Source organism: Kitasatospora aureofaciens (assembly GCF_001188955.3).
GTDB classification, from domain to species: domain Bacteria; phylum Actinomycetota; class Actinomycetes; order Streptomycetales; family Streptomycetaceae; genus Kitasatospora; species Kitasatospora aureofaciens.
In genome coordinates this window covers 136,877-157,411 of the sequence record NZ_JPRF03000087.1, presented here as the reverse complement: position 1 = coordinate 157,411, position 20,535 = coordinate 136,877, and the positions used below count along the sequence as shown (strand labels likewise).

Below are 20,535 nucleotides of genomic sequence, written 5' to 3'. Positions count from 1 at the left end.
TGTGGCAAGGCTGAGACACCGCCGGGCGGTTGCCCCCCGCAGGTGCGGGGGAAGGGCGTGGCCCGGCGCCCCGCACATGTTGTCAGGCCACCCCCGCCTCGCGCATCTGCCGCAGCTCCTTCTTCAGCTCCTTCACCTCGTCGCGCAGCCGGGCCGCGACCTCGAACTGGAGGTCGGCGGCCGCCGTGTGCATCCGGTCGGTCATCTCCTGGATCAGCTCCGCCAGCTCGGCGGCCGGCAGCGACTTGGCCGGCTTGCGGTCCGCGCCCAGCATCGGCACCGGGGCCTTGCCCTTCCCCTGGCCCCGGTAGCCGGTGGAGAGCAGTTCGTCGGTGTCCACGTCCTCGCGGGCGAGGGTGTCCAGGATGTCGCCGATCTTCTTCCGCAGCGGCTGCGGGTCGATCCCGTGCTCCTTGTTGTAGGCCTGCTGCACGGCACGGCGGCGGTTGGTCTCGTCGATCGCCTTCTCCATCGACGGGGTGATCCGGTCCGCGTACATGTGCACCTGGCCGGAGACGTTGCGGGCGGCACGGCCGATCGTCTGGATGAGCGAGGTGCCGGAGCGCAGGAAGCCCTCCTTGTCCGCGTCCAGGATCGCCACCAGCGACACCTCGGGCAGGTCCAGGCCCTCGCGCAGCAGGTTGATGCCGACCAGCACGTCGAACCGGCCGGCCCGCAGCTCGCGCAGCAGCTCAACCCGGCGCAGGGTGTCCACGTCGCTGTGCAGGTACCGGACCCGGATGTCCAGGCCGAGCATGTAGTCGGTGAGGTCCTCGGCCATCTTCTTGGTCAGCGTGGTGACCAGGACGCGCTCGTCCCGCTCGACCCGCTTGCGGACCTCGTGCACCAGGTCGTCGATCTGGCCCTCGGTCGGCTTGACGATCACCTCGGGGTCGATCAGACCGGTCGGACGGATGATCTGCTCGACCTGGCCGTCGCCGCGCGACAGCTCGTACGGGCCCGGCGTCGCCGACAGGTACACCGTCTGACCGATCCGGCCGAGGAACTCCTCCCACTTCAGCGGGCGGTTGTCCATCGCGGAGGGAAGCCGGAAGCCGTGCTCGACCAGGGTGCGCTTGCGCGAGGCGTCGCCCTCGTACATGGCGCCGATCTGCGGGACGGTGACGTGCGACTCGTCGATGACCAGGAGGAAGTCCTCCGGGAAGTAGTCCAGCAGGGTGTTCGGCGGGGAACCGGGCTCGCGGCCGTCGAAGTGCATCGAGTAGTTCTCGACGCCCGAGCAGGTGCCGATCTGGCGCAGCATCTCGATGTCGTAGGTGGTGCGCATGCGCAGCCGCTGGGCCTCCAGCAGCTTGCCCTGCTTCTCCAGCCTGCCGAGCGTCTGCTCCAGCTCCTGCTCGATGCCGGTGATCGCCCGCTCCATGCGCTCGGGGCCGGCCACGTAGTGCGAGGCGGGGAAAACGTAGATCTGCTCGTCCTGGCTGATGATCTCGCCGGTGAGCGGGTGGAGGGTGTAGAGGGACTCGATCTCGTCGCCGAACATCTCGATCCGGACGGCGAGTTCCTCGTAGACCGGGAAGATCTCGATGGTGTCGCCGCGGACCCGGAAGGTGCCGCGGGTGAAGGCCACGTCGTTGCGCGCGTACTGGATGTCGACGAAGCGGCGCAGCAGCACGTCGCGGTCGATCTCCTGGCCGACCTTGAGCGGGACCATCCGGTCCACGTACTCCTGCGGGGTGCCGAGGCCGTAGATGCAGGAGACGGAGGCGACCACGACCACGTCGCGGCGGGTGAGCAGCGAGTTGGTCGCGGAGTGGCGCAGCCGCTCGACCTCCTCGTTGATCGAGGAGTCCTTCTCGATGTAGGTGTCCGTCTGCGGGACGTAGGCCTCGGGCTGGTAGTAGTCGTAGTACGAGACGAAGTACTCGACCGCGTTGTTCGGCAGCAGCTCCCGGAACTCGTTCGCCAGCTGCGCGGCCAGCGTCTTGTTCGGCGCCATCACCAGGGTGGGGCGCTGCAGCTTCTCGATCATCCAGGCCGTGGTGGCCGACTTGCCGGTACCGGTGGCACCGAGCAGCACGACATCCTTCTCCCCTCCCCGGATGCGCCGCTCCAGCTCGGCGATCGCCGCCGGCTGGTCACCGTTCGGCTGGAAGGGACTGACGACCTCGAAGGGCGCCACGGACCGCTCAATACTCGTGATGGGACGCACGCCTCCACCGTACGACCCACCACTGACAAGCGGCGCCGCTTCGGTCAGGCCGCGTGCGCCTCGAACCTGATGGCGGGCTCGCGGGCGGGGTCGATGCGCGCGGCGGCGTCGAAGGCGGCGGCGAGCAGCTCGATCAGCGGCAGGGTCGGGTCGACCCCGCTCTCCTCGATGCTCTCGACGGCCTCCTCGTCGAGCCCCGTGTACACCCGCCGCTCCGCGCTCGGGCCTCGGCCAGCGCCATCCGCCGCCCGGCCGCCCGGTACTCCTCGCTCTCGCGGTGCTCCGGCGGCACGACCCGACGGGTGTGGTAGCCGTCTCCGGTCATCCGACCTCCTTGTTCGGCCGTTGGTCCAACGGCCGAACGGGGAGGGAGGTCACGGATCAGCCCTTCGCGCTGTCGCGGGCGAGGGCGACCAGGCGGGATATCGCACGCAGGTACTTCTTGCGGTAGCCGCCGCGCAGCATGTCCTCGGGGAAGACCTGGTCGAAGGGCAGGCCGGAGGCGGTGATGGGCAGCTCGCGGTCGTACATCCGGTCGGCGAGGACGACCAGGCGCAGCGCGGTGGACTGGTCGTCGACCTGGTGCACGCCGCGCAGGCAGACGGCGGTGACGTCGTCCAGCAGCGCGCCGTAGCGGCTGGGGTGGACAACGGAGAGGTGGGCGAGCAGGGCCTCGAAGTCGTCCAGGGAGGCGCCGGGGGTGCGGGCGGCGACGGCCGCGACGGTGTCGTCGGCGTACGGCGGCGGGGCGTCGGGCAGGCCGCGGTGGCGGTAGTCCTGGCCGTCGATCCGCATCGGGCGGAAGTGCGCGGACAGGCCCTGGATCTCGCGCAGGAAGTCGGCGGCGGCGAAGCGGCCCTCGCCGAGCTTCTCCGGCAGGGTGTTCGAGGTGGCGCACAGCTTGACGCCGTTCTCGACCAGCCGGCCCAGCAGGGTGGAGACCAGCACGGTGTCGCCCGGGTCGTCGAGCTCGAACTCGTCGATGCACAGCAGGGTGTGCCCGGAGAGGGTCCGGACGGCCTGCTGGAAGCCGAGCGCGCCGACCAGGTTGGTCAGCTCGACGAAGGTGCCGAAGGCCTTGGGGCCGGGGGCGGCGTGCCAGAGCGAGGCGAGCAGGTGGGTCTTGCCGACGCCGTAGCCGCCGTCGAGGTAGACCCCGGCCGGACCGGTGGGCGCGGGGGCGGAGCGGCGGAACCAGCTGCGCTTGGGCGCAGAACCGTTTCCTCGCCCGAGGGTGCCGGCGAACTGCTCCAGGACCTGGACCGCCTCGTACTGGCTGGGCTGGGTCCGGTCCGGGATGTACGTCCCGAAGCTCACGTCGGCGAACCGGGGCGGCGGGACCATCTCGGCGACCAGCCGCTCGGCGGGCACGACGGGGCGGCGGTCGGTGAGCGCGATCGGGTTGCCGGCCGGGCTCGCGGCGGCTATCGGGTCGGTCGCGGTGGCGGGGCGGGAGGCTGCGGGCACGGTAGTAGAGGGTACGCCTGGTCCCTGCCGCCCCCGAAACGCCCCCGGAACGCCCCCGGAACGCCCCCGGACCTCCTGTGGGCCGCCCCGAGAGGGGCTCCGGTGGAACACTGAGGACATGCAACAGTTGATCAGCCCGCTGGGCGCTCCGGTCGCCGATCCGTCCGATCTGGAATCGCTCGCCGCCGTCTACGCGTACCCCGACCAGGTGAATCGGGGGCGCCCGTGGCTGCGCGCCAACATGGTGTCCGGGCTGGACGGCGGGGCGCGGCTCGACGGCCTGTCGGAGGGCCTGTCCAGTGACGCGGACAAGCGGATCTTCGGCGTGCTGCGCGCGCTGTCGGACGTGGTGCTGGTGGGCGCGGAGACGGTCCGGGCGGAGGGCTACCGGCCGGCCCGGGCCCGTCGGGAGTTCGCGGCCGCGCGGGCGGCGGCGGGGCAGTCCCCGGCGCCGGCGATCGCGATCGTGAGCCGCTCGCTGGATTTCGACCTGGGCGCGCCGCTGTTCACGGAGCCGCTGGTCAGGACGGTGGTGATCACGGTGGAGGACGCCCCCGAGGAGCGCCGCCGGGAGGTCGCCGAGGTGGCCGACGTGGTGCTCGCCGGGCGCGGCTCGGTGGACCTGCGGGCGGGGGTGGCGGCCCTGGTGGAGCGGGGCTGGACGCGCCTGCTGACCGAGGGCGGGCCGCGGCTGCTGGGGCAGCTGGCGGCGGCGGACCTGCTGGACGAGCTGTGCCTGTCGCTGGCCCCGCTGGTCACGGGGGGCGACGCGCCGCGCATCCTCCACGATGCGGAAATGCCTGACGTGCAACGGATGCGGCTGGTCTCATTGATCGAGCAGAAAGGATTCCTCTTCACCCGCTACCTGCGTCACCCGGGTTCGGAGACCCCGTGACCCCCCGATCGTGATCCCGTTATGCGATGCCGGGGCCCGGGGGCCGGCCACTGGAAGGGACTCACGTGTTCAAGACGGTACTGATGATCGAAAAGGCTCTCTCGGACGCGGACGTGGAGCTCGTCACGACGCTCCACAGCGACGAGAAGGTGTCCTTCGTCGTCCTGATGCAGCCGCGCGGCAAGCAGGACGAACTGCTGCGGGCGCTCGACGACGTCGCCCTCGGCCACCTCGACAAGGTGGTGCGCGAGCACGACGAGTCCGAGAGCGGCCCGACCGTGGCCAGCGAATCGCTGGAGCACAGCCTGCGCCACCTGCGCGCGGCCGGGGCCGAGGCGATCGGCGAACTGGTCGAGGACAGGCCGCTGGAGCGGCTGCGCGTGGCGGTCGAGGAACACCGGGCGGACGAGGTGGTGGTGCTCACCTCACCGCACTTCGTGGAGGAGTTCTTCCACCGCGACTGGGCCTCCCAGGCCCGGCACAAGGTGGGGGTGCCGGTGCTGAGGCTGTTCGCCAGCGACTCCTAGCTCCACGCGCCGGTGGTGCAGAATCGTCCTTGCGGTCCGCCCGTGAGGACGATTCGCACTCCGCGAGGACCCACCTGTGCCCACCCAGCCCCCGCCCGTACGGAGCCACGCCTTGAACGACGCCGCGCACGACCTGCACGCCCCGCACTTCATCGGCATCGGCGGCGCCGGGATGTCCGGCCTGGCGAAGATCCTCGCAGTGCGCGGTGCCGACGTCTCCGGCAGCGACTCCAAGGAGTCCGAGACCGTCCTCGCGCTGCGCGCCCTCGGCGCGACCGTGCACGTCGGCCACGCCGCCGAGCACGTGCCGGACGGCGCCAGCAGCATCGTGGTCTCCAGCGCGATCCGCGCCGACAACCCGGAACTGGTCGCCGCCCGCGAGCGCGGCATCCCGGTGGTGCACCGCTCCGACGCGCTGGCCGCGCTGATGGGCGGCCGCCGGGCCCTCGCGGTGGCCGGCACCCACGGCAAGACCACCACCACCAGCATGCTCGCCGTCGCCCTCGGCGAGCTGGGCCTCGACCCGTCCTACGCGATCGGCGGCGACCTCGACGCCCCCGGCTCCAACGCCCAGCACGGCACCGGCGAGATCTTCGTCGCCGAGGCCGACGAGAGCGACCGCAGCTTCCACAAGTACGCGCCCGAGGTGGCGATCGTGCTCAACGTGGAGCTGGACCACCACGCCAACTACGCCTCGATCGACGAGATCTACGAGTCCTTCGAGACCTTCGTCGGCCGGATCACCCCCGGCGGCACCCTGGTCGTCTCCGCCGACCACGACGGCGCCCGCGAGCTCACCTCCCGGGTGGCCGCCCGCGAGGGCCTCAACGTGGTGACCGTCGGCGCCGCCGAGGACGCCGACCTGCGCGTCCTCTCGGTCGTCGCCCGCGGCATGACCAGCGAGGTCACCGTGCTGCTGGACGGCGCCGAGCTGACCTTCACCGTCTCGGTGCCCGGCCGGCACTACGCCCACAACGCCGTGGCCGCGCTGGCCGCCGGCGTCGCGCTCGGCGTCCCGGCCGCCGACCTGGCCAAGGCGCTCGGCGCCTACACCGGCGTGCGCCGCCGCCTCCAGCTCAAGGGCGAGGCGGCCGGCGTCCAGGTGATCGACTCCTACGCCCACCACCCGACCGAGATGACCGCCGACCTGGAGGCCATCCGCGAGGGCCTGGAGGGCGAGGGCCGCGTCCTGGTGGTCTTCCAGCCGCACCTGTTCAGCCGCACCCAGCAGCTCGCCGAGGAGATGGGCCAGTCCCTGGCACTGGCCGACGCCTCCGTGGTGCTGGACATCTACCCGGCCCGCGAGGACCCGATCCCGGGCGTGACCAGCGAGCTGATCATCGACGCCGCCCGCCGGGCCGGCGCCGACGTCACCGCCGAGCACGACTTCGCCGCCGCCCCCGCCCTGCTGGCCGGCCTGGCCCGCCCGGGCGACCTGCTGCTCACCATGGGCGCGGGCGACGTCACCAACCTGGGGCCCGAAATTCTGGGGCACCTCGCGAACGTTGCTTCCAAGGTCTGACGTTACGCCGAGCGGGAGTCGTGATGAGCTACGAGATCCAGAAGACCGAGGCCGAGTGGCGCGCCCAGCTCAGCCCCGAGGAGTACCACGTGCTCCGCGAGGCGGGCACCGAGCGCCCGTTCGTCGGTGAGTACACCGACACCAAGACGGTCGGCGTCTACAGCTGCCGCGCCTGCGGGGCGGAGCTGTTCAGCTCCGAGACCAAGTTCGACAGCCACTGCGGCTGGCCGTCCTACTACGCGCCGCTGGCCGAGGACCGGGTCGAGTACATCGAGGACACCTCGCTCGGCATGCGCCGGGTCGAGGTGCGCTGCGCCCGCTGCGGCGGGCACCTGGGCCATGTCTTCGAGGGCGAGGGCTACGGCACTCCGACGGACCAGCGCTACTGCATCAACAGCATCTCACTGACGCTGAAGCCGGCCGAGTAGGACGGACGGCGGAGGTCCGGACGGCGGTCGTCGTCCGGGCCTTCCGGCTATCCGGCCAGCGGCGCGAAGCGGACCGGGAGGTGGACCAGGGCGCGGTGGAACGGGCCCGGCCGCCAGAGCAACTCCCCTGCTGGCGTGGCGAGTTCGAGGTCACTGAGGCGGCTGGTGAGCTGTTCGATGGCGGTGATCGCGATCAGCAGGGCCGGGTCCCGGGCGGGGCAGGCGTGCGGGCCGGCCGCCCAGGCCAGGTGGGCGCTCTCACCGCTGCGCAGCTCGCCGCCGTCGGTGGGCGGCGCGGCCTGGGAGTTGGCGGCCGCGTACGAGACCAGCACCAGGGAGCCGGCCTTGATCTCGCGCCCGTGGAAGGTGATGTCGTAACGCGGGTAGTGGGCCGAGAGGTTGGCCATCGGCGGCTCGTGCCAGAGCACCTCATCGATCGCCTGGTGGGCGGTCATCGCGCCGCCGAACAGCGAGCCGGCGTAGCGGGCGTCGGTGAGCAGGCGCAGCAGGGCGTTGCCGATCAGGTTGGTGGTCGGCTCGTGCCCGGCGATCAGAGTCAGGGTGATCTGCCGGATCACCTCGTCGTCGTCCAGCCCGACCGGGTGGGTGACGAACCAGGAGGCGAGGTCGTGCCGGAGGCGCTCGCGGCGCTCGGCGACCATCGCGGTGACCACCGCGACGAGCTTGCCGTACGCGGCGCCGGCCCGGGCGGTGGACTCGATCAGCCCGGTGATCGCGGCCACCACGTCGGCGTGCTGCTCCTCGGGCACGCCGAACCAGGTGGTGAGCACGAAGGCGGGCAGCTGGCGGGCGTACTCGGCGATCAGGTCGGCGTGGCCGACCCCGGCGAAGCGGTCGATCAGCTGGTGGGCGGCCTCGGCGACCTGGCGCTGCAGCCGGTGCGGTTCGAACAGGGCGAGACCGTCGGTGATCACCGCACGGTAGCGGGCGTGCGTGGCACCGTCGCTGAACAGGGCGGTGGGGCGGTAGCCGAGCACCGGCAGCAGCGGGGAGTCCGGCGGGACGGTCGCCTGCCAGGCGCGGGAGTCCTTGGAGAAGGTGTCGGTGTCGCGCAGCAGGTCCAGGGCGGCCTGGTAGTCGGTGACCAGCAGGGCCTCGACGCCGGGGGCGATCTCGACCGGGGCGACCGCGCCGTGGCGGCGCAGCCGCTCGTACACCAGCTGCGGGTCGGCGGCGAAGACCGGGCCGTAGATCGGAGTCGGTCGGGTCTCGACGGTCACGGGCGCTCCCGGGGGTCGGTGGCGGCGGCGGGCAGGGTGTCGAGGACGTGCTCGGCCAGGGCGATCAGCGCGTCGAGGCTGCTCCCGCGCTCGCGCGCGTCGCACAGCAGCAGCGGGGTCGCGGCGTGCAGGTCCAGGTGGGCGCGCAGCACCTCGGGCGGGTGGTCCGGGGAGCCCGGGAAGCGGTTGACGGCGACGGCGTACGGCAGGCCCTGTTCCTCGATCATGTCCATGATCTCGAAGGAGTCGGCCAGCCGGCGGGTGTCGGCGAGCACCAGGGCGCCCAGGGCGCCGCGGGCGATGTCCTGCCAGAGCGGGAAGAAGCGGCGCTGGCCGGGGGTGCCGAACATGTAGAGCACCGTGTTGCCGGGCAGGGTGAGCCGGCCGAAGTCCACCGCGACGGTGGTGGTGGACTTCTCGGGCAGTCCGGCCAGGTCGTCCACCGGCCGTCCGGTCTCGGTCATCGCCTCCTCGGTGTGCAGGGTGGCGATCTCGGAGAGGGTGCGGATGAGGGTGGTCTTGCCGACCCCGAACGGGCCGGCGACCAGCAGTTTCATCAGCGTCTGGTCCCGGTCGGGCAGGTAGCCCACCCGGCTCGGCCGGCCATCCGGCCGGTCGTTCGGGCGGTCATGCGGCCGGTCATCCGGGCTACCGGAGGGCACGGAGTCCAACGAGGAGCCTCTCGACGATGGAGCGGTCGGTCTGCTGGGCGCGCGGGATCGGCGCGCGGGCGTGCAGGCAGCCCGCCTCGACCAGGTCGGCCGCGAGGAAGACGGTGGCGCTGACCGGCAGGCGCAGGTGCGCGGCGGCCTCCACCACGGTCAGTGCGCCGGGGCGCAGCAGTTCCCAAAGCCGACGGTGTTCGGGTTCGAGTTCCGTCGGCGGTTCGGCGCGGTCGGCCCGGTCCGCGAACAGGACGGTCAGCCGCTCGAAGCCTTCGGTGCCGGGGCGGCTGCGGCCGCCGGTGGCGAGGTAGGCGGGCACCATCCGCCTGCGGGGGACGGCGGTCATGACCGGGGGGTGGTGCCCGCCGAACCGGCGCCCGTTGCCCCGGCGCCCGGTGCCCCGGCGACCTGCTGCCGGGAGGGGCTGGCGAGCGCGCGGCCCAGCGCGGCGACCTGGAGCTGCATCTGGTAGGCCACATTGCCCAGTTGGGCGTCCGGCGCGGTGAACACGGCGAGCGAGGTGTTCTCCCCGGCGGGAACGACGATGGCGTAGCCGAGGTCGGACTCCACCACGGTCTGGGCCAGCCGCGGCCGTTCGGTGTCGGTGAACGCGGCGGTGAAGGCGCGGGCCGCGGCGTGCACGGTGGCCGTCATCGCGGCGACCCGCTCGGCGGAGGCCCGGCCGAGGCCGTCGGAGGCGCCCTCGACGAGGCCGTCACCGGTGGCGACCACCGCGTGCAGCACCCCCGGCAGCTCCAGCAGCGGGTTCAGCACCCAGGAGATCTCGTCGGTGGCGGTCGGGCTGGGCGAGCTGCTCACTGCTCGGCTCCTTCTAAGGTCGGTCCGGTGGTGTGGTCACCGGATTCGCGGCCGGCGGTGGTGTCGGCCGTACTGACGCTCTCGCCGGTGCCGGTGGACCGGCCGGTGCCGGTGCTCCGGTCGGGGTCGCTCGGCGCACCGGTCCCACTGGTCGTACGGCTGTCACTGGTCGTCAGGGCCGTCCCGGCGGCGGGGCTCACGGCGCTGCCGCCGGTGGGCGGCGCGCCGACGGACCGCGCCGCGGCGGCCCGGCCGGAGTCGGTGCCCCGTTGCAGCGCCTGCCAGTGGGCGGCGGCCTGCTCGGGGCTGCGGACGTACGGCGCGGGCCGCTCCCCCGGGGCGCTCCCCGGTCCCGCCTCCTTGCCGGCACTCGCACCCGCGCCCGGCTCCTCGGCCGTGAGCGGACGGCGGCGGCGCCGACTGGGCAGGCCGCTGCCGTCCCCGCTCTGGACAGCGCCCCGGTCAGCGCCCTGGCCGGCGCCCGCGTCCGGGTCGGGCACCACGTGGATGGCCGGCGCCGGGTGCGGGCCGGGCTGGTTGTGGCGGTCGGCGAGCCCCGGCCCGTCCTGCTGCTCGTCGGCGTCGCGCATCGGCGGGACGGCCGCGACGGCGGGCGCCTGCGCCGGTCCGCTGCCGGCCCGCAGCGGCAGCGGGGTGAGCACCGACAGCGGCTGCTCGTCGTCCACCACCGTCACCAGCGCGGCCGGGATGCGCAGGATGGTCCGCATGCCGCCGTACGGCGAGGGCTCGATGTGGCAGGCGAAGCCGTACTGGCGGGCCAGCTTGCCGACCACCGCGAAGCCGGTCTTGGGCGGGTTGCCGAGCTCGGTGAGCAGCACGTCCGGCGGGCCGGCCAGCAGTCGGCGGGCCCGGCGCAGCTGGTCCTCGTCCATGCCGATGCCGCTGTCGTCGATGATCACCAGCGCGCCGCGGCCACCCTGCTGGACGGTGACCGGGACGTCCGTCTCCGGGTGGGAGTACGAGGTGGCGTTGGCGAGCAGTTCGGCGATGGCGATGGCGATCGGCTCGGCGGCCCGGGCGGCCACGGCCAGCCGCTGCTCTCGCAGGTGGTTGGCGACCTTGATCCGCTGGTAGCCCGGCACCCGGGAGAGCGCCCCGACGACCACCTCGGCGAGCGGGGAGTCGGTCCGGGCCAGGCCCGGCCAGGCCTCGCAGAGCACGGCGACGGTCTGGATCCGGCGCAGCGCGACCTCGTTGCGGAAGTCGACCTCCAGCAGCCGGGGGTCGTCGTTGTCGTGCTGGAGCTGCTGGATCAGGCTCTGGATCTGGTACAGCAGAGTCTGGATCCGGGAGGTGGCGCCGCGCATCGCGGCCCGGGCGGCGGCGTCGACCCGCTCGCGCTCGTCGGCGAGTGCGGCGGTGGCGGCGTCCAGGACGGACTGCAGCGCCCGGACGGCCTCGGGGCCGACGGCCTGCGCGTCCAGCGGGCCGACCAGGGGGGCGTTGGCGTGGGTCAGCCGGACGGCGGTGGCGGCGACCCGCTCCTGGGCGAGGTGGCCGATCTCCGCGAGCAGCGCGGTGGTGCGCAGCTCGGCGGCGGCGAGCCGGGCCTCGGCCTCCGCCGCACGGGCGTTCGCCTCCACCTCGCGGGCGGTCGCCTCCGCGGCCAGGGCGCGCGCGGCCTCGCCCCGCTGCTCGGCGTCCCCGGTGGCCCGGCGAGCCTCCCGGGTGCGCTCCTCGGCCCGCCGGGCCTGCTCGACGGACTGCCGGGCGGCCTCCCGGGCCTCGGCCGACTCCTCCTCGGCTCGGGCGAGTCGGGCCTCCGCGGCGCGGATCTGCTGCTCGCCGTGGCCGAGGGCGGCCTCGGCGTCCGCCGCCCGGGTGACGGCCCTGGCCCTGCCGCGGGCGAACACGACCGTGGCCGCGGCGGCGACCAGCGCCAGGGCGATCAGCGCGATCTGCGTCATCGGAGTCCTCGGGTGTCCTCGCTGGTTGACCCGGGCCGTCGCCCGGCGTTCGGTTGCTGTCGGCAGTCCGGGCGGAGCACCGGGGTCGGTTGCCGCCGCCGCGGTGCCGGCCGGAGCGCGGGTGTCAGTTCCGGCCGGAGCGCGGGTGCGGGATGCGGGTGGCGTCCTCGGCCAGTTCGCGGGCCACCAGGGCGACCTGGCCCATGGCGTCCAGGACGCCGGGCAGCTCGGAGCCGTCCAGGTGCCGGTACTCGGCCGCGACGGTGAGCACCAGCCGCTCGGGCAGGCCGAGTTCGGGGTGGCGCTGTTCGGCGATCACCCGCCGGGCGGCGTCCAGCGCGGGTATCCCGGCGGCGTGCAGGGCGTGGGCGCGCTCGCGGACGTACGCGAGGTAGCCGATGTGCTCCCGGACTCCGTCGCGGTCGAGCACCGGGCCGTGGCCGGGGACGAAGATCTCCGCGCCGGTGGCCAGGGCCTGTTCGCAGGCGCCGATGATGTTCTCCAGCGGACCGGCCCAGTGCGAGGGGTGGTCGCCGGGCTGCTCGGGGGTGGAGGAGAAGATCACGTCGCCGGTGAACACGGCGCGCTGGTGCGGGAGGTGGACCATGAGGTCCCCGCCGGTGTGGGCGGCGGGCAGGCTGGTGATCTGGACCGGGTAGCGGCCGACCTTCAGCTCCAGCTCGCCGGTGAAGACCGTGTCGGGGTGCACCGGCTCGGTGGTGGACCAGTCGAAGCGGCCGAAGTGCTCGCGGAGGTAGCCGCCGAGTGGGGAGTCCGGGTCGCTGTTGGCGAGCAGCGCGTGCTGCTGCTGGGGGGTGGGCTCCCAGTGGATGTGCTCCAGCGCCTCGCGGGTGGCGATCACCTCGGCGTCCGGGAGCACCCCGGCGCCCCACAGATGGTCGCCGTTGGCGTGGGTGACGACCACCCGGTCGATGTCGACCCCGGTGGGCAGCAGGCGCCGGCTGGCGGCGAGGAACTCCCCGGCCAGCGAGGGGTCGTACGGGGTGTCGATCCAGAGCGCGGTGGTCTCGGAGGCCAGCAGGCCGCAGTTGGCCAGGCCCCAGCCCCGCTTCGGGGGGAGCCACACGTACAGGTCCTCGGCAATCGCGCTCACGTTCGCACGGTTGATCGTCATGCGCGCGATTATGCCCATGTTGTGTCAGGGATGGGGCAAAACCACTGTGGACTGCCGGAGTTCGCGCCCCGGTCTCTCCCGCCCTGTCCCGATTCGTACTATGTGGTCGAGACCAATCGTCTCACCTCTCGGGACGGCTGATGGGCACTTCGCCACGGAACCCGGGCGGAACGTCGGACCGCGGCGCGGGAAGGACCCGGCAGACCTCGACCGTGACGTCCACGGTGTCCAGTCCGATCACCCGCCCCTCCACCGCGACGAATCCTTTCTCTCCCGAGCGGAACAGCGCCGCCAGCGAAGAGTTCCGGTTCGCCGAGGTCAGCGCCTCCACCGCCATCGCGGAACCGAAGGCGAACACCCCGCAGAGCACCACGCAGGGCGCGTGCCGGGGCGTGTGGGTGACGAAGATGAACCCGTGGTCGCGGATCAGCTCCCCCGCCGGGCCGTACAGCGACTCGAAGGTCATCCCGCCCCAGCGGGCGCGGGCCTCGTCCGGGTACTCGATGGTGAAGTCCGGGAACACCGCCTCCAGCACCCCGCCGGAGTACGAGTTGACGCTCGGCCCGCCGATCGAGAAGGTCGGCATCCGCGGATCCTGCGCCCCCGCCACCACCAGCTCGATCGTCGCCTTCCGGTTGATCTTCCGCAGCAGGTCGGTCAGTTCCGCTATCGCCCTGGCCTCGGCCATCGGCACGAACAGCACGTTCTTCGGCCCGCGGCTGGTCAGCTGGCAGCCGTCCTCGGTGAAGGCGAACTCCGCCACCTCCAGGCTCGGAATGACGATCTGCACCCGGCCGTACGGCGCCAGCAGCGCCCGCAGGAAGCCGTAGCGCAGGAGGAGTCTGGTACGGGCGAGGGAACGGGCCGCGAGAAAACCCATCACGGCCGGAACGGATGCGATCAGCACCTGGAGCAGGATCTCCATATGATCCCCCCGGGGAAGACTCGACCACGAACTGTGCGCCCTGGTTAAGTCCCCGCCCGTGGCCGAAAATACCCCCATCCGGCGATTCGGAGCGTAGCGGTCTTCGCACCGAAGGTCACACCAGGCGCTTGATCCCCTTGCGCTCCCCCGCGCAGCGCTCGTACCCGAGCCAGGAGTTGACCGCCAGCATCGGCGCGTTGGTGGTGTCGTTGCTGGTGTACGCGCGCCGGTAACCGGCGGCCGCGGCGAGCCGCAGCGACTCCAGCTTGGCCAGCCTGGCCAGTCCGCGGCCGCGGAACTCCCGGCGGCAGGCGGTGAACGCGGACCAGTAGCGGTCCACCCCGTCGGTCTGCACCATGGTGAACGCGGCCGGCACTCCGTCCACCACGGCCACCGTGATCAGCCCCAGGTCCAGGTCCGGCCGGGCCCAGTCGGCCCTGAGCCACTCCTCGTACTCCAGGGCGTCCATCGCCACCTCGCCGGGCTCGTCCCGGATCGCGTCCGCCTCCACCAGGAACAACGGGCGCGGATCGTCCGCCCAGTCGGTGCCCGGGCGCAGCTCGACACCGGCCGGCCTTACGGGCGCCTGCGGCAACGGCAGCGTCAGGTCCCGCGCGCCGAACTGCGCGGTGCGCCCGAGCCGGTAGCCCCGGGCCGCGGCGAAGGCCAGGGAGGCGGGCTCGTCGTCCAGCCAGGTGTGCATTTCCGTCACCCCGTGGCCGGACAGGTGCCGTTCGGCCGCGGCCAGCAGAGCGGTGGCCGCGCCGCGCCGCCGGAACCCGGGCAGCACGCTGCCGTTGGCGTAACCGACGCCGGTGGTCGACGTCCCGAGCACCAGGCCGCAGCGCACCCCGCCGACCACCCGGCCGTCCAGTTCGGCGACGAAGGTGCGGAAGTGCTGGTCGGAGTCCTGCCGGGCGTTCAGCCAGAGCAGGGCCTCGGCGGTCATCACCAGGTGCTCGCGCCCGGCCCGGTGGGCGGCCGCCACCGCCTCGGCGTCCTGGGGGCGGAAGTCACGGATCGTCAGTGCGGTGGTAGTCATGAATTCCCACGCTATCCGCCGCCGCTCGCCGACCGCCTTCCATTTTCTCCGCCGCCGCCCGGCACCCACCCGGCACCTCATCTGCGAAGACGGTCCGCGGCCGGGGACCGGAGTCACCGGTCACCGGGAAGGCAAGCTCAAATAATGCTCTGAGAAGGCCGGGTGAGGCTTGGCAGCCAGCCCGCCCGGGGACATCCTCAGCAACACGGCCGCGCGGTCCTGGCGACGACGCCCGCACCGCCCGACGGCCCTCCCACCCGGCCCTCCGAAGGGGGCGAAACCGATGACTTCCCCTGCCTCCGCGACCCGGCCCCGGGCCGGGACCAAAACCACGCTCGGCGTCGGCCTCGGCTGGCGCAGCGAGATCGACACCGTGGTCGAGCGCCAACCCGGCCTGGACTGGGTCGAGGTGGTCGCCGAGAACATCTGCGCCGACCACCTGCCCACCTCGCTCACCGTGCTGCGCCGGCGCGGCGTCACCGTCGTCCCGCACGGCGTCGGCCTCGGCCTCGGCGGCGCCGGACTGCCCGACCCCGAGCGGCTCGACAGGCTCGCCGCGACGGCAGTCGCGCTCGACTCCCCGCTGGTCACCGAGCACCTGGCCTTCGTCCGGGCCGGCGGTCTGGAGGCCGGGCACCTGCTGCCCGTCCCCCGCACCCGGGACTCGCTGCGGGTGATCGCCGAGAACGTCCGGATCGCCCAGGACCAGCTGCCCGTACCACTCGCCCTGGAAAACATCGCCGCCCAACTCGCCTGGCCCGACGACGAGTTCACCGAGGGCGAGTTCCTCGCCGAACTGGTCGCGCGGACCGGCGTCCGACTGCTGATCGACGTCGCCAACCTGCACACCAACCGGGTCAACCTCGGCACCGACCCGGCCGCCGAACTCGACCGCCTGCCGCTGGAGGCGCTCGCCTACGTGCACGTCGCCGGCGGCACCCTGGTCGACGGCGTGTGGCACGACACCCACGCCCACCCCGTCACCGAACCGGTGCTGGAGGTCCTGGCCGAACTCTGCGCGCGGGTCGCACCGCCCGGCGTCCTGCTGGAACGGGACGCCGCCTTCCCGCCGCCCTCCGAACTGGCCGGTGAACTGGACGCCATCCGCCGGGTGCTGGAGGGGAGCACCCCGCGATGAACGACCTGACCCGCGCCGAGCGCCCCGACGCCGAGCGCTCGACCGGCATCGCCCGGGAGCGCCTGGCCCGACGGCAGGAGGAACTGCTGGCCGCCCTGGTGGCCGGCGGGCCCGTCCCGCCCGGCTTCGACCCGGGCCAGGTCCGCGCCCAGTCCACCGGCCTCGCCGCCAAGCGGCGAGACACCACCGCGAAGGTCGCGCCCGACCTGCCCCGCCTGCTCGGGGCGCAGTACGGGCCGCTCTTCCTCGGCTACGCCCGCACCCACCCGCAGACCGGCGGCTACCGCGCCGACGCCCGGGCCTTCGCCGCGTGGGTGCTCACCGACGGCGGCCCGGCCGCCACCGGCCACCGCCGGGCGCTGGAGCAGTGGCTCCGGCAGTCGGGCGAGGGAGCCGAGCAGCCACCCGGCCCGCTCGCCCGCATGCGCCGGGCCCTGCGCGGCCGCTGACCCAATCCACACCTCGGGGGAACCGCCCATGTGGCACAACAGCTACTTCGTCGTCCCGACCGTCCTGCTGGTCGCGGCCGTGCTGTACGCGGCCGGCACCCACCAGCGGGTCCGGCACGTCGCGCGCCCGCAGGGCCTTCCCGGCCGCGGACTGCCGCTGCTGGACACCGCCTTCCTGGCCGGCGGCCCCGGCCGGGTCTTCGACACCGCGCTGGTCCGGATGCACCTTTCCGAGCAGGTCGTGATCAGCCGCTCCAACCTGGTCACCCTCACCGGCGCCAAGCCGTACGACGCCGTCGACCAGGCCGTCCACGACGCCGTCGGCGCGACCGGCAGCCGGGAACTCGGCGCGCTGCGCCGCATGGTGATGCGCTCCGCCGCCGTCCAGGAGATCGGCGACCGGCTCGCCGACCGCGGCCTTCTGCGCCGCCCCGAGCGGATGCAACGGGCCCGCACCGCCCGCCGGTTGCTCTGGCTCGCGATGCTCGACGTCGTGCTCTTCGCCGGGCTCGCCCTGCTGCTCGACGACAACGACGCCCTCCACGAGCGCCCCAACCTCCTGATCCCCGGCTTCCTGCTGCTCCTCGGCGCCCTCGGCCTGGCCACCAGCACCCCGGCCAAGGGCCGGATCACCCCGGCCGGGCAACGCCAGCTCAGCCTGATGCAGGGCAGCACCCCGTGGACGCCCAGCTCGGGCGTCTCGCCCCGGCTGGCGGGCGGCGCGGTGCTGGGCGCGCTCGCGCTCGGCGGGCTGGCCGTCGCCGGGCTGGAGAACCAGGAGCTGGAGCAGGCGATGACGGCCGCGGCGGCCCAGGACGAGGCGATGCGGCAGGCCCAGGCGTCCTCGTCCTTCTTCTCCTCTTCCTCCTCGTCCTCTTCCTCGTCGTCCTGGTCGTCCTCGTCGTCCTCGTCCTCGTCCTCGTCGTGCTCGTCGAGCGGCTACTCCTGCAGCGCCACCGACTCCGGCTCCACCCACCACCACTCCTCGTGCGGTTCCTCGCACTCCAGCTGCGGCTCGTCGCACTCCAGCTGCGGGTCCAGCTGCGGCGGCGGTTGCGGCGGCTCGTGACCTCCGGAGGGCGGCACGGCCGACGTCACAGTTCGGTCTCGCGGTCCGGTAAGGCGTTCCCCGCGCCACGGCCCCAGGCATACAACAAGCCCATGTGGTTGCTGTTCCTGATACCGGCCTGTGTCACGGCGGTGCTGTCCTGCCTCCGACTGGTGCGGATGACCGCCACCGCCGACGCCCTCGCCGACCAGGACCGGCTGCGCCCGCCGGAGGCCGTCGGCATCGGGCTCTACGAGACGGCGTACCTGGCCGGCGGCCCTGACCGGGTGGTCGAGCTCGCCCTCGTCCTGATGGCCGGCCGCGGCCGGCTGCACCTCGCGCACACCGGCTGGACCACCGTGGTCGACCCCAAGGGCCGCAGCCGCCTGGAACGCGCCGTCATCGCCACCGTCGGCCCCGACGGCCAGTGCCGAACGGACGAACTGCGCCGGGCGATGGCCGAGCACCCCACGGTGCTGGAGATCGGCGCCCGGCTGGCGCTGGCCGGCCTGGCCACTCCGGCCCTGGTCCAGCGCAACACCGTCGTGGTGGTCCGCCACGTCCGGCACGCGATGCTGCTGACCGTGGTCCTCCTCGCCGCCTCGATCTCCCTCAGCGGTTTCACCGGCGGTGACGCCGTCGCCCCGCTCGCCTGGTTCTCGCTGCCGCTGGTGCTCACCGCCGGCACCCTGCTGATGGCCCGGGTCGACGTCTACCCCTACACCCGCTGGGCGTCCCCGATCGGCCAGCAGGTGCTGCGCGAGGTCCGCCCGGCCCGTCAGCGCGGCCTCGCCGACGACGAGGAACGCGAACTGCTCACCGCCGTCGCCATGAACGGCCCCGCGGTCCTCCCTGACGCCCGCCTGCGCGCCGCCCTCCGCCCCCACCGCAGCTGAGCTGCCCGGAACCACCGGAGGCCGGCTCCCCTGCCCGAACAGCGGGGAACCGGCCTCCGCGCGGCGGGCGGTTGGTGGGGTCAGACCAGACCGTTCAGCAGCTCGCTCACCGGCTTGCGGCGGCCGGTGAAGAACGGCACCTCCTCGCGGACGTGCATCCGGGCCCGGGAGGCGCGCAGTTCGCGCATCAGGTCGACGATGCGGTGCAGCTCGTCCGCCTCGAAGGCGAGCAGCCACTCGTAGTCGCCGAGCGCGAAGGAGGCCACCGTGTTGGCCCGGACGTCCGGGTAGCCGCGGGCCTGCATGCCGTGCTCGGCGAGCATCGCGCGCCGGTCCTCGTCGGGCAGCAGGTACCAGTCGTACGAGCGGACGAACGGGTACACGCAGACGTAGTCGCGCGCGCGCTCGTCGGCGAGGAACGCCGGGATGTGCGACTTGTTGAACTCGGCCGGGCGGTGCAGGGCCATGTTCGACCAGACCGGCTCCAGGTGGCGGCCCAGACCGGTGCGGCGGAAGCGGTTGTACGCCTCCTGCAGGTCGTCCGAGTCCTCGGCGTGCCACCAGATCAGGATGTCGGCGTCCGCGCGCAGCCCGGACACGTCGTAGGTGCCGCGCACCGTCACGTCCTTGGCGGCGAGCTGGGCGAACAGCTCGTCCACCTCGGCGGCGAGGGCGGTGCGGTCCTCGGGCAGGGCGCCCTTGAGCTTGAACACCGACCACATCGTGTAGCGGATGACCTGGTTCAGGTCGCGCGCCTTCTTCTTCTCGGGCTGCTGCTCCGGCTCCCGCTCAACGCTCTCAGTCATGCGCCCATTGTCCTCTCCGTGGAACCTTCCCCGGTCGCCGGGGTCAACAGTTTGTCGATGGCCGCCGCGGCGGCGGCCGCCGACGCGATGCAGGCCGGAATCCCCACCCCGTCGTACGCGGCGCCGCACAGCGCCAGCGCCCCCACCGCCTCCGCGGCCGCCCGCACCCGGGCCACCCGGTCCAGGTGGCCCACCGGGTACTGCGGCAGTCCGGCCGTGAAGCGGGACACGAAGGTGTCGTACGGCCGGGCGGTCAGGCCGACCGCCTCCTCCAGGTCCGCCAGCGAGCGGGCCACCAGCTCCTCGTCCGGCAGCTCCAGCACCTCGTCCTCGCGGTGGCGGCCCAGCGAGGTACGCAGCAGGAACGCGTCCGGGGCGGAACGCTCCAGCCAGCCCCACTTGTTGGAGGAGAAGGTCGAGGCCTTGATCCGGCGGCCGTCCACCGGCGGCACCAGGAAGCCGCTGCCGCTGGGCGGCTCGGCCAGGTCGCCACGTCGGAACGCCAGGGTCACCAGCGCCATTCCCGCGTACTCGACGGTGTCCAGTTCGACGGCCGCCGCCGGGGCGTCCGCGCGCAGCAGCCGGGCCGCGGCCGGCGCCGGGACGGCCAGCACCACGGCGTCCGCGGTCAGCACCTCGCCGCCGGCCACCACCCGCCAGCCCTCGGGGGTGCGGCGCAGCTCCTCCACCGGGGTGTCGGTCCGCAGGTCCACGCCCGCCCTGACGCAGGCCGCGGCGACCGCCTCCGGCAGGGTGCCGAGGCCGCCGCGCAGGCCCTGGAACACCGGGGTGCCGACCACCTGCGGCCGGGAGGCCAGCTCGTGCACCCCCTCGACCAGCGAGCCGCCGCCCCGGGCGATCGGCAGCAGCTGCGGCACGGCCGCGCGCAGCGAGATCTCGTCGGCGCGCCCGGCGTAGACCCCGCCCAGCAGCGGCTCGACCAGCCGGTCCACCACCTCCCGGCCCAGCCGGTCGGCGACGTAGCGGCCGATCGCGACGTCCGCCCCGACCTCGGTGGGCCGCTCGCTGCGGGCCCGTTCCAGCCCCTCGGCGGTGAGCACCCCGGAAGCGGCCAGCGCCTCCAGGTCACCGGGGACGCCCATCACCTGCCCGCCCGGCAGCGGCCGCAGCGCGCCGCGGGTCCAGATCGCCGCCTTCGCGGTGGTCGGCGGCTCCAGCTCCTCCCCGAGCCCGACCGCCCGCGCCAGCTCCACGGCCTCCGGCCGCCGGGCCAGCACCGATTCGGCCCCGAGGTCCACCCGGACCCCGCCGACCTCCCCGCCCCACAACTTCCCGCCGACCCGCCCGGACGCCTCCAGCACCGTCACCCGCGCCCGCGCCGGCCCCCCGGCCGCCCCGCTCAGGAAGGCAGCCGCAGCCAGCCCCGCGATCCCACCACCGACGACGACGACCTGTGCATCCGACATGCTC

19 protein-coding genes and 1 pseudogene are annotated in these 20,535 nt (G+C 73.5%); 7 read left to right on the top strand and 13 right to left on the bottom strand.

The features are described from left to right. Positions 1 to 82 precede the first annotated feature (82 nt). From uvrB to zapE, 3 genes are all read right to left on the bottom strand, one after another. Positions 83 to 2,173, bottom strand: a complete 2,091-nt coding sequence (gene uvrB / locus HS99_RS37885) for an excinuclease ABC subunit UvrB (protein WP_030288266.1) — start codon at positions 2,171 to 2,173, stop codon at positions 83 to 85. 44 nt (positions 2,174 to 2,217) lie between these two features. Next, on the bottom strand, positions 2,218 to 2,379 hold the full coding sequence (locus tag HS99_RS45565; protein WP_157846598.1) for a hypothetical protein: 162 nt from the start codon (positions 2,377 to 2,379) through the stop codon (positions 2,218 to 2,220). 175 nt (positions 2,380 to 2,554) lie between these two features. Further along, positions 2,555 to 3,601, bottom strand: a complete 1,047-nt coding sequence (zapE, locus tag HS99_RS37880; RefSeq protein ID WP_223886246.1) for a cell division protein ZapE — start codon at positions 3,599 to 3,601, stop codon at positions 2,555 to 2,557. Positions 3,602 to 3,758: 157 nt separating this feature from the next. Here zapE and HS99_RS37875 point away from each other — a divergent pair, with 157 nt between their 5' ends. From HS99_RS37875 to msrB, 4 genes are all read left to right on the top strand, one after another. Next, the gene (locus HS99_RS37875; protein WP_043388873.1) at positions 3,759 to 4,535 is read left to right on the top strand and encodes a pyrimidine reductase family protein; all 777 of its coding nucleotides are present in this window, start codon (positions 3,759 to 3,761) and stop codon (positions 4,533 to 4,535) included. A 65-nt stretch (positions 4,536 to 4,600) separates the two neighbouring features. After that, positions 4,601 to 5,062: a hypothetical protein gene (locus tag HS99_RS37870; RefSeq protein ID WP_030288263.1), complete on the top strand. Its 462-nt coding sequence runs from the start codon at positions 4,601 to 4,603 to the stop codon at positions 5,060 to 5,062. Positions 5,063 to 5,195: 133 nt separating this feature from the next. Then, positions 5,196 to 6,584: a UDP-N-acetylmuramate--L-alanine ligase gene (murC, locus tag HS99_RS37865; protein WP_037830775.1), complete on the top strand. Its 1,389-nt coding sequence runs from the start codon at positions 5,196 to 5,198 to the stop codon at positions 6,582 to 6,584. 23 nt (positions 6,585 to 6,607) lie between these two features. Next, positions 6,608 to 7,012 (top strand): peptide-methionine (R)-S-oxide reductase MsrB, encoded by a 405-nt coding sequence (gene msrB / locus HS99_RS37860; protein ID WP_030288260.1) that lies wholly within the window; start codon positions 6,608 to 6,610, stop codon positions 7,010 to 7,012. 47 nt (positions 7,013 to 7,059) lie between these two features. Here msrB and HS99_RS37855 read toward each other — a convergent pair whose 3' ends face one another. From HS99_RS37855 to HS99_RS48050, 8 genes are all read right to left on the bottom strand, one after another. Next, positions 7,060 to 8,253, bottom strand: coding sequence for a cytochrome P450 (locus tag HS99_RS37855; protein ID WP_030554918.1), 1,194 nt, complete (start codon positions 8,251 to 8,253; stop codon positions 7,060 to 7,062). Continuing rightward, a complete protein-coding gene (locus tag HS99_RS37850; protein WP_078656938.1) occupies positions 8,250 to 8,810 on the bottom strand; it encodes a GTP-binding protein in 561 nt (186 codons plus the stop codon). The genes HS99_RS37855 and HS99_RS37850 overlap by 4 nt, the downstream gene beginning before the upstream one ends. A gap of 91 nt (positions 8,811 to 8,901) precedes the next feature. Next, positions 8,902 to 9,264, bottom strand: a complete 363-nt coding sequence (locus HS99_RS37845; RefSeq protein WP_030288251.1) for a DUF742 domain-containing protein — start codon at positions 9,262 to 9,264, stop codon at positions 8,902 to 8,904. Next, complete coding sequence (locus tag HS99_RS37840; RefSeq protein ID WP_046385777.1) at positions 9,261 to 9,737, bottom strand: roadblock/LC7 domain-containing protein; 477 nt, start codon at positions 9,735 to 9,737, stop codon at positions 9,261 to 9,263. Before HS99_RS37840 ends, HS99_RS37845 begins: the two co-directional genes overlap by 4 nt. Beyond that, complete coding sequence (locus HS99_RS37835) at positions 9,734 to 11,665, bottom strand: ATP-binding protein (RefSeq protein WP_051835587.1); 1,932 nt, start codon at positions 11,663 to 11,665, stop codon at positions 9,734 to 9,736. Before HS99_RS37835 ends, HS99_RS37840 begins: the two co-directional genes overlap by 4 nt. Positions 11,666 to 11,789: 124 nt before the next feature. Next, positions 11,790 to 12,800: an MBL fold metallo-hydrolase gene (locus tag HS99_RS37830; RefSeq protein WP_030554913.1), complete on the bottom strand. Its 1,011-nt coding sequence runs from the start codon at positions 12,798 to 12,800 to the stop codon at positions 11,790 to 11,792. 121 nt (positions 12,801 to 12,921) lie between these two features. Further along, entirely contained in the window at positions 12,922 to 13,725 is an 804-nt protein-coding gene (locus tag HS99_RS37825) for a hypothetical protein (RefSeq protein WP_030288246.1), read from the bottom strand. Between the two features lie 115 nt (positions 13,726 to 13,840). Next, positions 13,841 to 14,767 carry a GNAT family N-acetyltransferase gene (locus HS99_RS48050; protein ID WP_030554910.1) on the bottom strand — a complete coding sequence of 309 codons (927 nt, stop codon included), beginning with the start codon at positions 14,765 to 14,767 and terminating at the stop codon, positions 13,841 to 13,843. A 283-nt stretch (positions 14,768 to 15,050) separates the two neighbouring features. Between HS99_RS48050 and HS99_RS37815 the strand changes: the two are divergent. From HS99_RS37815 to HS99_RS37800, 3 genes and pseudogenes are all read left to right on the top strand, one after another. Further along, positions 15,051 to 16,354, top strand: a pseudogene (locus HS99_RS37815) (MbnB/TglH/ChrH family RiPP precursor modification enzyme). A 28-nt stretch (positions 16,355 to 16,382) separates the two neighbouring features. Next, on the top strand, positions 16,383 to 17,423 hold the full coding sequence (locus HS99_RS37805) for a TIGR04222 domain-containing membrane protein (protein ID WP_030554904.1): 1,041 nt from the start codon (positions 16,383 to 16,385) through the stop codon (positions 17,421 to 17,423). Positions 17,424 to 17,515: 92 nt separating this feature from the next. Further along, positions 17,516 to 18,298, top strand: a complete 783-nt coding sequence (locus HS99_RS37800) for a TIGR04222 domain-containing membrane protein (protein WP_030554902.1) — start codon at positions 17,516 to 17,518, stop codon at positions 18,296 to 18,298. An 80-nt stretch (positions 18,299 to 18,378) separates the two neighbouring features. On the opposite strand, the gene hemQ is transcribed toward HS99_RS37800, so the two are convergent. Then, positions 18,379 to 19,104 (bottom strand): hydrogen peroxide-dependent heme synthase, encoded by a 726-nt coding sequence (gene hemQ / locus HS99_RS37795; RefSeq protein WP_030288234.1) that lies wholly within the window; start codon positions 19,102 to 19,104, stop codon positions 18,379 to 18,381. Then, positions 19,101 to 20,531 carry a protoporphyrinogen oxidase gene (gene hemG / locus HS99_RS37790; protein ID WP_030554901.1) on the bottom strand — a complete coding sequence of 477 codons (1,431 nt, stop codon included), beginning with the start codon at positions 20,529 to 20,531 and terminating at the stop codon, positions 19,101 to 19,103. The genes hemQ and hemG overlap by 4 nt, the downstream gene beginning before the upstream one ends. Positions 20,532 to 20,535: the final 4 nt, after the last annotated feature.

What these genes read in the sequence shown, in the direction of transcription:
- HS99_RS37875 (WP_043388873.1), top strand. Translation starts at nt 3,759, where the DNA reads ATGCAACAGTTGATCAGCCCGCTGGGCGCTCCGGTCGCCGATCCGTCC.
- msrB (WP_030288260.1), top strand. Translation starts at nt 6,608, where the DNA reads ATGAGCTACGAGATCCAGAAGACCGAGGCCGAGTGGCGCGCCCAGCTC.
- HS99_RS37850 (WP_078656938.1), bottom strand. Translation starts at nt 8,810, where the DNA reads ATGAAACTGCTGGTCGCCGGCCCGTTCGGGGTCGGCAAGACCACCCTC.
- HS99_RS37845 (WP_030288251.1), bottom strand. Translation starts at nt 9,264, where the DNA reads ATGACCGCCGTCCCCCGCAGGCGGATGGTGCCCGCCTACCTCGCCACC.
- HS99_RS37835 (WP_051835587.1), bottom strand. Translation starts at nt 11,665, where the DNA reads ATGACGCAGATCGCGCTGATCGCCCTGGCGCTGGTCGCCGCCGCGGCC.
- HS99_RS37830 (WP_030554913.1), bottom strand. Translation starts at nt 12,800, where the DNA reads ATGACGATCAACCGTGCGAACGTGAGCGCGATTGCCGAGGACCTGTAC.
- HS99_RS37825 (WP_030288246.1), bottom strand. Translation starts at nt 13,725, where the DNA reads ATGGAGATCCTGCTCCAGGTGCTGATCGCATCCGTTCCGGCCGTGATG.
- HS99_RS48050 (WP_030554910.1), bottom strand. Translation starts at nt 14,767, where the DNA reads ATGACTACCACCGCACTGACGATCCGTGACTTCCGCCCCCAGGACGCC.
- HS99_RS37805 (WP_030554904.1), top strand. Translation starts at nt 16,383, where the DNA reads ATGTGGCACAACAGCTACTTCGTCGTCCCGACCGTCCTGCTGGTCGCG.
- HS99_RS37800 (WP_030554902.1), top strand. Translation starts at nt 17,516, where the DNA reads ATGTGGTTGCTGTTCCTGATACCGGCCTGTGTCACGGCGGTGCTGTCC.
- hemQ (WP_030288234.1), bottom strand. Translation starts at nt 19,104, where the DNA reads ATGACTGAGAGCGTTGAGCGGGAGCCGGAGCAGCAGCCCGAGAAGAAG.
- hemG (WP_030554901.1), bottom strand. Translation starts at nt 20,531, where the DNA reads ATGTCGGATGCACAGGTCGTCGTCGTCGGTGGTGGGATCGCGGGGCTG.